Here is a 14,938-nt window from a genome sequence, read left to right on the forward strand (position 1 = left end):
TTGTGCTGCAGTGTCGTCTCGGTCAGCGTCTCGATCGTGGTGAAGGCATGAAAAAGACGGCGGAGCCGTGCGCGCCGCCAGGTCCTCCCGGAGGGAGCAGTCGCCTGGTCAGCAGTCTGCAGCGGCGTCGACGCCGTCATGGTCATGGCGCATCTCATTCTCGAAAAACTGACGCTCATGGTCCATTAGGCCTTAAGTGGAGTCCCGAGGGCAAGCCGCGCGGCCCTGACTGGTGACGATAGCGCAGATGTTCTGTCAGGATAAGAGGTTATCCAATCAATTCTTCTTCTTCCGTCAGGAGAGAGACCATGAGCAGCTCTGTCGGCTCCTCGGGCTCGGCCGGCGGCGTGCGGATCCGCGAGTCCTTCGCAGGCCGGAAGGCCTTCATCCTCACCGCCATCGGCTCGGCTGTCGGGCTGGGCAACATCTGGCGCTTCCCCTACATCACCTATGAGAACGGTGGCGGCGCCTTCCTGATCCCGTATCTCATCGCCCTGCTCACCGCAGGCATCCCGATCCTGCTGTTCGACTACGCCGTGGGCCACAAGTTCCGCGGCTCCCCGCCCATGGCCTTCAAGCGTCTGCACCCCGGCGCGGAGGTCATCGGCTGGTTTCAGGTGGGGATCTGCTTCCTGATCTCCATATACTACGCGGCCATCATCGCCTGGGCGGCCAGCTACACCTGGTTCTCACTGTCCCAGGCCTGGGGCGACGACGCCGAGGGCTTCTTCTTCGCCGAGTACCTGCAGTACGACGGCGGCGGCGCCGAAGGCGCAGGACTGTCGGTGGACTTCGTGGCGCAGGTGGGCTGGCCGCTGATCGCCGTCTGGGCGCTGCTGCTGTTCTGCCTGGCCGTCGGCGTGCGCCGCGGCATCGCCACGGTGTCCCTGATCGGGATGCCGGTGCTGTTCGTCATGTTCGCCATTCTGGTGGCCTACTCGCTGACCCTCGAGGGCGCGGCCGCCGGGCTGAACGCCCTGTTCACTCCGGACTGGGGCGCGCTGACGGACGCCACAGTGTGGATCCAGGCCTACGGGCAGATCTTCTTCAGCCTGTCGGTCGGATTCGGCATCATGATCACCTATGCCTCGTACCTGAAGCGGAAGTCGAACGCCACCGGGTCCGGTCTCGTGGTCGGGTTCGCGAACTCCTCGTTCGAGCTGCTGGCGGCCATCGGTGTCTTCTCGGCCTTGGGCTTCCTGGCGCTGGCGGCCAACACGGCCGTGGACGAGGTCGTCTCCTCCGGGCTGGGGCTGGCGTTCGTGGCCTTCCCGACGATCATTTCCGAGGCTCCCGCCTCCGCCCTGGTGGGTGTGCTGTTCTTCGGCTCGCTGACCCTGGCGGGCTTCACCTCGCAGATCTCCATCCTGGAGGTCGTGATCTCCGCGGTGAAGGACAAGACGGGCTGGTCGCGCGGTCTGACGGTCGCCGTCGTCGGAGGTTCCAGCGCGATCATCTCGATCGTGCTGATCGGCGGGGTCTCCGGGGTGACCATCCTGGACACCGTCGACGCGTTCTCCAACAACATCGGCATCGTGGGCGGCGCCTTCGTCGCGGTCCTGCTGGTGGCCTGGGTGTTCCGGAAGATGGACGTGCTGGCCGCGGGCCTCAACGCCTACGGCTCCTTCCGGGTCGGCACGGTCTGGAAGGCGCTGATCGGCATCGTGCTGCCGATCGTGCTGGCCGTGCTGCTCTACATGGACATCTCCGACAAGATCGCCGAGGGCTACGGCGGCTTCGACACCTGGGTGGTGGCCACATTCGGCTGGGGCTCGCTGGCGCTGGTCACCGTGCTCGCGGTGGTGCTGACGCTGAGCCCGTGGAACGCCCGGTCGGCCATGCATATGGAGGACCCGGAGATCGATGAGGACAACTATGACGAGCTGGTCGGCGCCGATGGCCGCCGCCGCGGCGGACCCGCCGACTCGTCCGCGTCGGAAGGAGGGGAGCGCTGATGGACGCTGCAGCGATCGTGATGATGCTCGTCGCGCTGATCACCGTCTGGGGTGGTCTGGTCGCGGCGATCGTGCACCTCTCCAAGCATCCTGACCAAGGATGAGGCGACGCCTCGGGCGGCGGTCTGGAGGCTGAGGCCCGAGGCGCATCGTGACGGCGGGGTCGTCCCGGTCAGGGGCGGCCCCGCTGTGGCGTGTGTCACCATGCATCCACATCACGAACATGTCACAACGATGAATCGTTCCATCGCCCGAGTGTCACACCTCCGTAACTGTTCAATCTTTGAGCTGATCTGGGTTGGATGAGGCACCGGCCGCCGCTACGGTGGTCAGCATGCCTACAGGCCCACGTATGTCCGCGCACGGACTTCGCCGCACCCTGGCGATCAGCGCGACCGCCGGAATCGCCGGAGGGCTCCTCCTGGGAGCCGCCGGTCCGGCGCATGCGACACATGCCAGCGACGGCGAGGAGTCCTCCGCGCCGTCGCTGCCGTCGTACCCGGCCCCCGGGCAGCCTCTGCCGACGCCGGCGCCCGAGGAGGCCGCGGATGCTGCCGACGCCGCGGACACCACGGTGGAGAAGGCCGAGGGCGATGTCCGGGTCGCCACCCTGCACGCGGGCCTGACGGGCGATTCGGCAGAGACCGTGCTGGAGACCCTCCGCGGCGGGCACAGCCCCGCCGCTCGGACCGTGGCCCGCACCGCGCATCTGAACGCCCCGGACATCCTGGTCCTCACCGGCATCACCCACGACTCCGACGGTCGGATCGCAGACACCCTCAACGCCCGCTATCTGGCCCCGGCAGGCCTGGACCTGCCCTACGTCTACACCGCCCCGACGAACTCGGGCATCGACTCGGGCACCGACCTCGACGGCGACGGCCGCATCGGCGGCCCCGGCGACGCCCTGGGCTACGGCGAGTTCCCCGGCCAGCACGGGATGGTGGTCTACTCGGCGTACCCGATCCTCGAGGACGAGGTCCGCACCTTCCAGGACTTCCTGTGGCAGGACATGCCGGACAACTCGCTGCCCCAGGCCGACTACTCCGATCTGGACAAGTCCGTCCTGCGGCTCTCGGCCACCTCCTTGTGGGACGTGCCGGTGGAGATCGGCGACGACGGCGAGACCCTCCACGTCATCGCCAACAGCCAGACGCCGGAGCAGGAGGCCCGCAGCTTCGACGACGTCCGAGCAGCCGACGAGCGTCGCTTCATCGAGGACTACGTGTCCGCTGACCCTCAGGGCGGCGCCTACATCTATGACGACGTCGGGGAGGCCGGAGCCCTCGAGCCCGATTCCTCCTTCGTGGTGGTCGGCGAGCCCGGCGCCGGGCCCGGGGACAGCGCCCCGGCCGAGGCCGAGCCCGAGGACGACCGTGACCTGCCGCTGCTGGACTCCCCGGCAGTGCAGGACCCGCTCCCGGAGGCCGTCACGGACCAGCCGCTCAGCGCGCGCGCCGGAGACGACACGGACACCGACGAGCACGCCACCCGGGCCGTCGAGGGGGAGCCGGATCGGCGCGTCTCCCTCGTGCTGCCCGACGCCGAGGCCGAGGTCAGCGACTCCGGGATCTTCTGGCCCGCAGAGGGTGAGTTCGGCTTCGACCTTGTGGACCCCGCCGGGAATGCCGTGCTCGCCGACCGCCTCGTCTGGGTGGATCTTCAGGCGCCCTGACGCGTCCCACGGGCCGAGCGACCGACTGACCCGTCAGCGGTGCGCCCCGACTGCCCCGCGTCCTGGTGGATGCGTTAGTCTCCCTTGGAGAACGCCCCGTCCCCGTCTCCCGGTCGCGGCCCGTCCGCGGCAGAGGAGCTGACGACCCATCGGAGCCGCAGAATGACCCCTGATTCGCTGATCCCCCGCGGTGGTGCCCTCGACCGCACGCCCGCCCCTGCCGAGGCGCCGGCACCGGCGCCCCGGCCCTCCAGTCCACGCCCGGCGCCGGCTCCCCGCCGGAAGAAGGAGCGGCGCGGCCGGTCGATCATGCGGGGCGCGGCCGCGACCTTCTTCGGCCAGCAGGCGCTGACCTTCGCCTCCCGACAGGCCTTCGCCGACGACGGGAGCCTGACCCCGGCCGCCGAGAGCTTCCTGACCCGCGCCGTCACCGTGCAGCGCCCCCTGGTGATGGCGAATCTGCGTCACCTGCGGAAGAACCACCCGACGTTGAGCAACCGGCAGCTGGCGCGAGAACTGGACAAGGAGTTCGTCCGCGTGATGACCGGAGCGGGCGCCGCCATCGGCGCGACCGCGGCGATCCCCTCGGTGGGGACCGTCGTGTCTTTGGGACTCTCGGCAGTGGCGACCGGCGGCTTCCTGGAGACCAGCGCCCTGTACGCGCAGTCTGTGGCCGAGCTGTCCGGGGTCTCCACGGAGGACCCGCAGCGGGCCCAGGTCCTCGTCATGGGGATCATGCTGGGCGAGGAAGGGCGCCAGCTGCTCGGGGAGCTCTCCGAGCAGGTGGATGGCCGCGGCGCCGGACCGTTCTCCACCCTGGTGCCGATGCGATCCTTGGCGAGCTCATCCAGTGTGGGTGGCCTCGTCGTGGACCAGATCAAGCGGCAGTTCGTCAAGCGCTTCTTCATCCGCCAGGGGACCACCATGGTGGCCCGTGCGATCCCCTTCGGGATCGGCGCGGTGGTCGGGGGAGCGGCCAACCACGTATTGGCCAAGCAGATCGTCCGCGCCGCGCACCGCACCTTCGGGGAGCTTCCGGAGCAGACCCCCCAGGCACTGATCGACGACATGCGCCGCGCGCTGGAGCGCGAGAAGTTCCGCGCCGACCGGAAGGAGCGGCGCGGAAGGAAGAAGGAGCTGCGTGCCGAGCGTCGGACCCAGCTGAAGGAGCGTCGCAGTGACAGCGACGCCCGCCGCCGCGAGCTCAAGCTGGAGCGTGCACGCAAGCGTGCTCAGCGGGCCGAGCAGCAGCTGCAGAAGGTCCAGGCCGAGGCGCCCGAGTCGCCGTCGCGCGCCCCCGAGGGCTCCGCATCCGCAACCCCTGGCGAGGATCGGGACGCCTGATGGACGGCGCGGCCGGTCGTCCCACAGCCCCGGGCAGGGGAGGGGCCGACCTGTCGTCTGCTGTTCACCCGGAGTCGCCGGGGCGCGTCGCCTGGGCGTCGCACGCCGTTGGTCTCGGCGGGATAGCGTGAAGCCGTGGCTGATGAACGACGTCGACACGGATCCAGCGGCCCGGTGTCCCCGCTGCCCCAGGCCCACCCGGTGGGGCGCATCCCCGACCCCGCGCTGCACCCGCTGCCGGCGGACCTGGACCTCATGACCCCCCTGCGTCCCCGCCGTCGGGCGAAGGTCTACGCCCACCGGGGCTCCTCCGGCCTCTTCCCGGAGCACACCCGGGCCGCCTACCGACGTGCCCTGGACGAAGGGGCGGACGGCATCGAGATCGATGTGCACCTGACCCGTGACGGAGAGGTGGTCTGCTTCCACGACGCCCTGGTGGACCGCACCTCGGACGGCCACGGCGCGGTCGCCGACCTCACCCTGGCCGACATGCGCCGGCTCGACGTGCACTCCTGGAAGACGCCGCGGCTGCCCGCCGAGTATGGGCGCCCCGGCGAGCAGCTGATGACGTTCGAGGATCTGCTGGAGCTGCTGGTCGACGCGGGCCGGGATGTCGGCCTGGCGGTGGAGCTCAAGCACCCCTCGCCCTTCGGGCACCGGTTGGAGGAGAAGGTGCTGCAGATCCTGCTGCGATTCGGCTGGGACCCGGAGACCTCGCTGGTCCCGGGCCGAGGGGCCCGGTCTCGCCACGCCGCGGCCTCGGCTCCGCAGGTCGACGTCTCCTTCATGAGCTTCTCCCCGGGCTCCCTCCTCCACCTGGCGGAGATGGTGCCCCCGGAGAAGCTCTGTGCGCTCTTCGACCAGGTCACCGAGGAGCAGGTGCTGCGTCGGCTCGAGCACCTGCGGTTCTCCTTCGCGCTGCGGCCCGTGGTCTCGGCAGTCATGCGCGGCACGGCCCGCGACTGCGAGGCCATGGTGTGGAACGCCCAGGTGGGGCTGGCCGGACCGGGCATGCGCTTCGTGCGGGAACGACGCGCCGACGTGAAGGCCTGGCTGGCCCGCGGGACGGGCCTGCGGGTCTGGACCGTGGACGAGCTCGAGGACGTCGAGCTGCTGCTGGCTCTGGGCGTGCAGGAGATGACCACGAACTTCCCCGCCCGGGTCATCGCGGCGGTGAGCACCTCTGGTCAGGACACGGAGCGCGCCCCTAGTCTGGTGCCATGATCGTGGCATTCTCTGTGGCAACTTCCGGCACTCCGCAGCCCGGCCATGAAGGCCAGACCGAGGACGGCTCCGTCCACGAGGCGGTCGCCGCCGCGGTGGCAGTGGTCCGGGACTCCGGGCTGCCGAACCGCACCAGCGCGATGTTCACCGAGATCGAGGGCGAGTGGGACGAGGTCTTCGACGTCGTCAAGCGCGCCACCCAGGCGGTGGCCCCCTACGGCAGTCGCATCTCCCTGGTCATCAAGGCGGACATCCGTCCCGGTCACAGCGGTGAGCTGGAGGGCAAGGTCGCCCGACTCGAATCCGCCCTCGGCGACTGAGCGCGGCATCGTGGGCGTCGTGGTGGTCGGCTCGATCAACGTCGACCTGATCGTCCGTGCCCGCAGACACCCCGCCCCGGGGGAGACCGTGTTGGGGCAGGACCTGGAGGTCCGTCCCGGCGGGAAGGGCGCGAACCAAGCTGTGGCCGCAGCCGCCCGCGGCGCATCAGTGACGTTCATCGGCGCGGTCGGCTCCGACGAGTTCGCCGAGCCGGCGCAGTCGGGTCTGCGCGCCGCCGGCGTGGACCTCACCGGGCTGGTCACCGTTGCAGCACCCACCGGACTCGCCGTGGTGACGGTGGACGACGTCGGCGAGAACTCGATCGTGGTGATCCCCGGGGCGAACACGGAGTTGGACCGTGACGCCGTCGCCGGACATGAGGCACGGCTGAGCCAGGCCGCCGTCGTCGTGCTGCAGGGCGAGATCCCGCGGGAGGGTGTGGAGGAGGCCGCACGCCTCGCCCAGGGGCGGGTGGTGCTGAACCTGGCACCCGCGGTGGAGGTCTCCGCCGCGACGCTGCGTCGTGCTGACCCGTTGGTGGTCAACGAGCATGAGGCCGTGCATGCCGCTGCGCTGCTGGCTGGCTCCCGGGGATCGACCCCCGGCGCCGCCGAGGGGCCCGTCGGCGGAGGGTTGGCGGCCGTGCGGGCGCTGGTCTCCGACGGCGTGCCCTCGGTGGTGATGACGGCCGGGGCGGCCGGGGCCTACCTCGGCCGGTCCCTGCCGGGGTCCGGCGTCGAGGTCACACATGTGCCGGCACCCGCAGTGGACGTGGTGGACACCACCGGGGCGGGGGACGCGTTCGTGGGCGCCCTGGCGGCGGCGCTCGACGCCGACGCCTCCGTGGAGGAGGCGGTGCGTCGCGGTGTGCGTGCAGGGGCCGACGCCGTCCGGACCACCGGGGCCCAGCCGACGTCGTGAGCCGCAGCGCCAGGCAGGGCGCTCAGCGGCTCAGCCGCGCTGCTGTAGGGCGAATCGGTTCCCCTCGGTGTCCTCGAACAGCGACCACCAGCCCCAGGGGTGCTCCTGGGGCGGGGTCGGGAATCGCACACCCCGGGCGGTCAGCACCTCGTAGGTCGCTCTCAGGTCCTCCGCGTAGAAGAAGACCTCCGAGGTGGGCAGGCCCTCCGGAGCATCCTGGGTGTGTTCGCCGTCCGGGTCGAGGCTGAGCACCAGCCGGGTCTGTCCGTCAGGCGTGGTGACCTCGAGCCAGCGTTCGCCGCTCTCGCCGTAGGGCGCGTCGATCGCCACCTGGCAGCCCACGACGTCCACCCAGAAGGACAGCGCCCGCTGCTGGTCCCGCACGCCGATGGCGACCTTGCCCACTCCTCCGATGCCCATGATGCGTCCTCTCCTGCTGTCCCGGCTCACCTCCCGGCGGGAGGCTCACTCACCGAGGACGGGTCCGAACTCCGGGCGGTCGGCCAATCGCCGGTCCTTCTTCTCCGGGACCACCATCAGGGGGCCCTCTGCGTGGTGGAGCACGCCCTGGGAGGTCGATCCCAGCAGCATGCCGGCGAAGCCGCCGCGGCCCCGGGTGCCCAGCACCGTGAGCTGCGCGTGGCGGGTCTCCTCCACCAGGACGTCCACGGCGGTGCCGTCGATGACCTCGGCGTCGATGTGCAGGTTCGGGTAGTGGCTGTGCAGCCAGCGGCGGCCGGCCTCGAGCTTCTCGCGCAGCTCCTCCACTGCCTGCCCGTCCTCCACATGCGTGGGGATCCACACCAGCGTGGCGCCCAGCGGGGGCAGTGCACAGACGATTCGGAGCGTGGTGCCGCGCTCGCTGGCCTCCCGGGCGGCGACCAGCGCGGCGACCCGGCCATAGTCGGAACCGTCCACGCCGGCGACCACGGGTCGCCTGTCATCGCTGCGCCGTGGAGACTCCGAGGCGCTCTCCGAAGCAGAGGCGTCCGGGGTGATGATGGGGATCGCGCCGGTGGCGGTGGTGACGGCGTTGGTCTCCTGGCAGGAGAACTTCAGCGGCACCACCACGGTGGGACACTTCGCGTGCGCCGGCAGGGCGGCGGACACCGATCCGAGCAGCCGACCCAGGAAGCCGCCGCGCCCGCGGCTGCCGACCACCAGGACTTCGGCCTCCTGCGAGTAGTCGAGCAGGACCCCGGCGGGGTCGCCGGACTCTATCGTGTACTCCACCTCGCCGGGATAGTCGCGCAGAAACTCCTTGGCCTGATCGATGACCTTCTCCGAGCCCTGGCGCAGCGCCGACTCGTCCATGAGCGCATAGCCGCCGTCCATGGAGGAGGCGGCGAAGGCGGGCAGCGAGTAGGCCGTCACCACGGTCAGCGGCAGCTGCCGACGGTTCGCCTCCGCGGCGGCCCAGTGGGCGGCGCGCAGCGACTGCTCCGAGCCGTCGACGCCGACGACCACACCGTGCCGACGGGAGCCGTCGGGCCTCTGGCCTGAGGTGCCCTGTCCGGGGTTCTGAGCTGGTACGACGTTCATCCTGACCTCCAAGGCGCGTCGGGTCCCGCGTGGGGTGACCCCATGGTACAGCCCAGGACTCGCGCGGTACGAGATGTGGAACACCCCAGCTCACCGGCCGATCCGGACGGGGAGCTGGGGTGCAGGTGTGCGACGGCGTCGCACGGCCATGGACGGTGGGGTCAGAAGATCATCATGCCCACGATCGCGGCGCTCATCAGGTTCGCCAGGGTGCCGGCGAGCACGGCACGCAGGCCCAGCTGAGCGATGTCGGAGCGGCGGTTCTTCGCGATCCCGCCCAGCCCGCCGAGCAGGATGGCCATGGAGCTGAAGTTCGCGAAACCGGTCAGCGCGAACGTGATGACCGCCTGGGACTTCACGGAGAAGGCCTCAGCCTGGGGCGCGAAGTCGGCGAAGGCGACGAACTCGTTGAGCACCAGCTTCTGGCCCAGGAAGGACCCCGCGGCCACGGCCTCCTCCCACGGGACGCCCACGGCCCACATCAGCGGCGCGAACACGTAGCCCATGATCTGTTCGAACGTCAGGTCCGGGGCGCCGAACCAGCCGCCGACCTGACCGATGCCGAGGTTGATCAGGGCGATCAGTGAGATGAACGCCAGCAGCATGGCGCCGACGTTCGCAGCGAGGCGCAGGCCGTCCCCGGCGCCACGGGCGGCGGCGTCGATGACGTTGCGCGGCTTCTCCTCGGAGCCGGCCGCGGCCGCAGCGGTGTCCGTGACCGAGACGTCCGGACGGGGGCGCTCCCCGTCCGACGTCGTGGAGTCCTCAGGGCTTGAGACGTCGTCGCTGTCGGTGGCGTCGTCCGTGGCGGGGCGGTCTTCGGTCAGCGTGGTGGTCGACCCTGAGACCTCGTCACCGACGGTGTCAGCACCTGCTGCGGCCGCCCTGCGGCCCCTGGTGTAGCGGCTGCCGCCCAGCGTCGCCTCGTCACCGGCCTGGCGCTCGGACTTGCCGGCGTCGATCTCATCGAAGGATCCGGCAGGGATGATGATCTTGGCCATCAGCAGCGCGCCGGGAGCGGCCATGAAGCTGGCGGCGATCAGATACTCCAGGCTGGCGCCCATGCCGGCGTAACCCACCAGCACGGACCCGGCGACGGTGGAGAGCCCTCCGACCATGACGGCGAAGAGCTCGGACTTGGTCATCCCCGAGATGTAGGGGCGGATGACCAGCGGGGCCTCGGTCTGGCCGACGAAGATGTTCGCCGCAGCGCTCATGGACTCGGCCCGGGAGGTGCCCAGCAGCTTCTGCAGGGCACCTCCGATGACACGGACGACGAACTGCAGAATCTTCAGGTGGTAGAGCACCGCGGTCAGCGAGGCGAAGAAGATGATCACCGGCAGCACTGCCAGCGCGAAGGAGAACATCCCTTCGCCGGCCAGGTCGCCGAAGACGAAGTCGATGCCTTCGCCCGAGACGTCGATGATGCTCTGCACGACGCGCGTGACCCCGGCCAGGGCAGTCTGGCCCCACGGGAGGTAGAGGACGACGACGGCGAAGAACACCTGGATGGCCAGGGCGATCGCGACGGTGCGGACGTTGATCTTGCGTCTGTCCACGGAGAACAGGATGGCGATGGCGAGCACCACGGTCATGCCCATGATGCCCCAGAGGATGTTGATCACGAGAGCCTTTCCTCTCAGATGCGGAGTGATGACTGGCGGCGAACCGTCGGGGTGACCGCGGGCCGCAGGATCAAATGGGGGAATCCCCGAATATCAGGGCAAGTATGCCGAATCACTGAGCTGTGCGCCACACCGGCCGGGTCGGCTGTGCGGTATGACGACGGCGGGCCCGGACAGACGCAGTGTCCGTCCGGGCCCGCCGTGGTCAGCAGGTGGTCGCCTGCCGGCGGATCACCAGTAGCGCTTCGCCACCGGGTGCGGGTCCTGGTAGGCGTAGTACAGGTCGGTGACCGTCAGTCCCGCCTGCGGGTTCCGGGCATGGGCGATCTTGCCGTTGCCGATGTAGATCGCGTTGTGGGTGGCGCGGCCGCCGTTGACCCAGAAGACGATGTCACCGGGCTGCAGGTTGTCCAGCGAGACCGACTGGCCGCCCTGGAACTGCTGGTGCGCGGTGCGCGGCAGGAAGATCCCGGCCTGGGCGAACGCCGCCTGCATCAGCGAGGAGCAGTCCCAGGCCTTCGGGCCGGTGGCGCCCAGCACATAGTGGGTGCCCGGCTCGTTGACCTTGCCGACGGCGAAGTCCACGGCGATCTGTGCGGCCGAGGAGCTGCCCGCGGCCACGGACTGCCCGCCCGAGCCGGAGCTCGAGCTGCCGGAGCTGGAGGACCCGGAGTCCGAGGACCCGGAGCCGGAGGAGCTGCTGCTCTCTTCGGGCGCGGGCTCCGGCTCGGGCTCGGGTGCCGGAGTGAGGCGGGTGACCTCGCGCTGCAGGGCGGCGTGGTCGATGACGCCGTTGCCGCCCACCAGGTCGGAGTCTCCCAGGATGGACTCGAAGGTCTCCTGCACTCCGTCACCGCGCAGCTCAGCCAGCTGCTCCACCAGAGCACGGGTGCCGGGCAGGTACTGGTCCAGGCTCGGTCCGGTCGGCTGCGAAGAGCTGCTGCCGGAGGAGCCGGAGGATCCGCTGCCCGATGATCCGGAGCTGGAGGACCCGGAGCTCGACGAGCTGCTGCTGTCCTCCTCCGGCTCAGGCTCAGGCTCAGGCTCCGGCTCGGGGGTGAGCTCGGCGACCCGGGCGCGGATGGCGCTGTGGTCCAGCAGGCCGGAGGAGTCGGTGAAGTCCGAGTCCTTGATCAGCTGGTCGAACATGTCGGAGGCGGATTCGCCCTCAAGCTCGGCGAGCTCCTCGACCAGCGCGCGGGTGCCCGGCAGGTACTGGTCCAGGCTCGGACCGGAAGGCTGCGGGGCGCTCTCCTCGGAGGAGCTGGAGGAGCTGCTGCTCTCCTCCTCCGGCTCAGGCTCGGGCTCGGGGGTGAGCTCGGCGACACGGGCGCGGATGGCGCTGTGGTCCAGCAGGCCGTCGGAGTCGGTGAAGTCCGAGTCGTCGATCAGCTTGGCGAACATCGATTCCACGGACTCGTCCTCGAGCTCGGCGAGCTCCTTGACGAGCCCCTGGGTGCCGGGCAGGTAGTCGTCCAGGCGGTGGGCCGGCTGGGCCGGCTCCTCCTCGGCAGCCTCGTCCTCGGACGCGTCGGCGTCGCTGGCCTCGTCCTCGCTGGCCTCATCTTCCTCAGGCTCCGGCTCGGGCTCCGGCTCGAGCTCGTAGACACGGGCCTGGATGGCTGCGTGGTCGAGCAGGCCGTCGGAGTCGGTGTAGTCGTCGTCGGCGATGAGCTCGGCGAACAGCGACTCGACGTCGGTGTCCTCCAGCTCGGCGAGGCGCTCCACCAGGCCCTGGGTGCCGGGCAGGTAGTCCTCCAGGCGGTGCGAGGAGGTTGCCGGGGCGTCCTCCTCCTCGGAGGTCTCGTCTGCCGAGGTCTCGTCTGCCGCGGCGTCATCGGCATCCTCGTCCTCAGTGCCTTCAGCGTCCTCGTCTTCATCCTCAGGCTCAGGCTCAGGCTCAGGCTCCGGCTCGAGCTCGTAGACGCGTGCCAGCACGGCGGAGTGGTCCAGCAGGCCGTCCTCGTCCAGGAAGTCCTCGTTCTCGATGAGCTCGGCGAACAGGGACTCGACGTCCGTGTCCTCCAGCTCGGCCAGGCGCTGCACGAGCTCCCGGGTCCCTTCGAGGTACTGGTCGAGGCTCTGAGCCGGGAGCTCAGCATCGGCAGGGTCTGGGGCCTCGGACTCGTCGGGCGATGAAGCTTCCCCTTCTTCATCGTCCGACGAGTCCTCGGCGGTCTCGTCCTCGGCGTCCTCCGCTGACTCCTCGTCCTCGGAGTCGGCCGACATCATCTCGCGCAGCTGCGCGATGCGGTAGGCGATCTGCTGCGGGTCGACGTCGCCGTTCTCGTCGTGGAAGTCTGAGTTCGCCTCGATCTGGGCGCGGAGGATCTCCACGGGCACGCCCTTGAGGTCGGCCAGCTCTTCGATGAGCTCGAGGGCGCGCTCACCGACCTGGGTGACGTGCTCGGCGCTCTCCTCGGACTGCCGGTCAGCGGCCTCGGCAGCTTCGGCGGCGGCCGTGGACTGCTGGGCGGCCTGTTCGGCCAGCGCGTCGGCCTCGGAGGATTCCTGCTCGGCCTGCGCGGCGTCGGACTCGGCCTGATCCTCGAGCCGCTGTTCGGTGGCGGCGTCCGCCAGGGCGTTCTCATCCTCGGAGAGGAGGACGTCGCCCGCGCCGGTGTCGCCGGCGGCGTACTGCTCAGCCGCGCCGGAGTCGGCGGTCTCGGCGGCCTCTCGGGCTGCCTCGGCTGCGGCGGCGGCCTCAGCGGCCTCCTGTTCGGCCTCGAGGGCGTTCTGGTGCTCCATCTGCACCGCGGCCTCGAGCTCCAGAGCGCGCTGGTTGGCCTGCGAGAGTCGCTCGTTGATCTCGGAGATCATCTGGTCCGTCGCCTGGGAGGATTCCTTGGCGCTGGAGATCTCCTTGGCCGAGGGCACTTCCGGAAGCTCGGTCACCACGACGGAGGCTGCGGATCCCTCGGCGTTCTGGTTCTGCTGCTGGACGGTGCTGGCGGCGCGGTCAGCCAGCAGATCGGGAAGCGTCGTCCCGACCAGGGCAGTCGTCACGACGGCGGCAGTCACTGCTGCCACGCCGAGATTGCGGCGGTTCTTCACGGTAGTTCCTCACTTGTTCCTCACGGGCGCAGCACCACGCGCTCGGGCCGGCCGCTGGATGCGGACGCCTCGGTCCTGTGGGGTGCTGGTTCGACCGTGGAGATCTGCGGACCGCGACGACGCGCAGAGCTCCCGCGATGGGATTGTCGGACCAGTGCCCCAGGACTCTCATCGGCGACACCGACGGTCTCCGGCCCTGCTGTCCCGCAGACCCTGTCAGGGGCCTCCGTTCCGCTCGGACGTGTTGACGCCGTCACGGGTGACAGTGGTGCCGACGACCGTCAGAGAAGGGAATCGCATGACGGCCATGTGGCGCTACACCCGTCACGATAGTTGCGGTTTCGTCACCTTGGCAACAGCTCGTGTCGTTCCTGTGATCTACCTGTGAGGCCCGGATCCGCGTCATTCCGGGGATCGGAGGTCACGGAAAGGTATCGCTCAACCTTCAAGTAGGTTGAAGGTTGAGCTTCCGTGACTTCGACTTCCTCATGTGATACGGCCTGGCCTCAGGGGTGGGGAGAGGGGGCTGTGCGCCCTGTGGTCCGGCGCGCTCATCCCCAGCCGAGGCGATGCAGCGTCGCGTCGTCGATGCCGAAGAAATGGGCGACCTCGTGAACGACGGTGATGGTCACCTGTTCGACGACCTCGTCGCGTGTGGAGCACATCTGCAGGATCGGCTCCTTGTACAGGGTGATGCGGTCCGGCATGGCCCACGGCTCCCCGCCGCGCTCGGTCAACGGGATGCCCTCATAGAGGCCCAGCAGCACCGTGTCCGGGTGCTCTCCGGGCTCCGGCTCGTAGCGGTCCTCCACGAAGACGGCGACGTTGTCCAGCTTGTCGCGCAGGGCCTGCGGGATCATCTCCAGGGCGCGGGAGGCTGCCTCGTCGAAGTCCTCGTCGCTCATCTGAACCGGCATGGGCTCCAGTCTAGGGGCCCCCTCCGCGGTGCGTCGTTGCCGGCGTGTGCGTTGCGGGGCAGAAGAGATCCATGCGGCGAGCGGCCCTGACCGGGGAGAACTGTGATCGATCACAAAAAGTCTGGGAAAACCCTTGACACGGCTAGTGTGACCGCGCTTACATTTGGGTCGTATCGCAGGACAAAAAGGATGCCGCAGCCGGGATCGACCTCGAGCCGCGGGAATGCTCGCACCGCTTCGGCCGTGGAGCCGGATCAGGACGGGGAGGACACTGTGACAGCGATAGGCGAGACGGAGGGGACCACGTCTCCCTCCACCCGGAGGATCGGCGCCGTGCCGCGCCTCTGGCCCCCGGGGGTG

12 protein-coding genes are annotated in these 14,938 nt (G+C 69.7%); 7 read left to right on the top strand and 5 right to left on the bottom strand.

The features are described from left to right. The first annotated feature begins 308 nt into the window (after positions 1–308). The 7 genes from Q7C18_RS15805 to Q7C18_RS15835 all read left to right on the top strand — a co-directional run bounded on the left by Q7C18_RS15805 (position 309) and on the right by Q7C18_RS15835 (position 7,440). Positions 309–1,955, top strand: coding sequence for a sodium-dependent transporter (locus tag Q7C18_RS15805; protein ID WP_311026189.1), 1,647 nt, complete (start codon positions 309–311; stop codon positions 1,953–1,955). Beyond that, positions 1,955–2,059 (top strand): methionine/alanine import family NSS transporter small subunit, encoded by a 105-nt coding sequence (locus tag Q7C18_RS15810; protein ID WP_170922698.1) that lies wholly within the window; start codon positions 1,955–1,957, stop codon positions 2,057–2,059. Before Q7C18_RS15805 ends, Q7C18_RS15810 begins: the two co-directional genes overlap by 1 nt. A gap of 230 nt (positions 2,060–2,289) precedes the next feature. Continuing rightward, complete coding sequence (locus tag Q7C18_RS15815; RefSeq protein ID WP_139827799.1) at positions 2,290–3,630, top strand: endonuclease/exonuclease/phosphatase family protein; 1,341 nt, start codon at positions 2,290–2,292, stop codon at positions 3,628–3,630. 162 nt (positions 3,631–3,792) lie between these two features. Then, the gene (locus tag Q7C18_RS15820; RefSeq protein ID WP_311026190.1) at positions 3,793–4,974 is read left to right on the top strand and encodes a hypothetical protein; all 1,182 of its coding nucleotides are present in this window, start codon (positions 3,793–3,795) and stop codon (positions 4,972–4,974) included. 135 nt (positions 4,975–5,109) lie between these two features. Continuing rightward, positions 5,110–6,198 (top strand): glycerophosphodiester phosphodiesterase family protein, encoded by a 1,089-nt coding sequence (locus tag Q7C18_RS15825; RefSeq protein WP_311026191.1) that lies wholly within the window; start codon positions 5,110–5,112, stop codon positions 6,196–6,198. Beyond that, positions 6,195–6,518: a thiamine-binding protein gene (locus Q7C18_RS15830; RefSeq protein WP_311026192.1), complete on the top strand. Its 324-nt coding sequence runs from the start codon at positions 6,195–6,197 to the stop codon at positions 6,516–6,518. Before Q7C18_RS15825 ends, Q7C18_RS15830 begins: the two co-directional genes overlap by 4 nt. 19 nt (positions 6,519–6,537) lie before the next feature. Further along, entirely contained in the window at positions 6,538–7,440 is a 903-nt protein-coding gene (locus Q7C18_RS15835) for a ribokinase (RefSeq protein ID WP_311026193.1), read from the top strand. Positions 7,441–7,470: 30 nt separating this feature from the next. Here the strand turns inward: Q7C18_RS15835 and Q7C18_RS15840 are convergent, their stop codons facing one another. From Q7C18_RS15840 to Q7C18_RS15860, 5 genes are all read right to left on the bottom strand, one after another. Then, positions 7,471–7,860: a VOC family protein gene (locus Q7C18_RS15840; RefSeq protein WP_311026194.1), complete on the bottom strand. Its 390-nt coding sequence runs from the start codon at positions 7,858–7,860 to the stop codon at positions 7,471–7,473. 45 nt (positions 7,861–7,905) lie between these two features. Continuing rightward, positions 7,906–8,982 (bottom strand): universal stress protein, encoded by a 1,077-nt coding sequence (locus Q7C18_RS15845; RefSeq protein ID WP_311026195.1) that lies wholly within the window; start codon positions 8,980–8,982, stop codon positions 7,906–7,908. A 161-nt stretch (positions 8,983–9,143) separates the two neighbouring features. Continuing rightward, a complete protein-coding gene (locus tag Q7C18_RS15850; RefSeq protein WP_311026196.1) occupies positions 9,144–10,607 on the bottom strand; it encodes a NupC/NupG family nucleoside CNT transporter in 1,464 nt (487 codons plus the stop codon). A gap of 231 nt (positions 10,608–10,838) precedes the next feature. Further along, positions 10,839–13,661 (bottom strand): C40 family peptidase, encoded by a 2,823-nt coding sequence (locus tag Q7C18_RS15855; protein WP_311026197.1) that lies wholly within the window; start codon positions 13,659–13,661, stop codon positions 10,839–10,841. Positions 13,662–14,212: 551 nt separating this feature from the next. Next, positions 14,213–14,578: a metallopeptidase family protein gene (locus Q7C18_RS15860; RefSeq protein ID WP_311026198.1), complete on the bottom strand. Its 366-nt coding sequence runs from the start codon at positions 14,576–14,578 to the stop codon at positions 14,213–14,215. Positions 14,579–14,938: the final 360 nt, after the last annotated feature.

The sequence above is a fragment of the Nesterenkonia sp. CL21 genome (assembly GCF_031705515.1).
Taxonomy (GTDB): Bacteria; Actinomycetota; Actinomycetes; order Actinomycetales; family Micrococcaceae; genus Nesterenkonia; species Nesterenkonia aethiopica.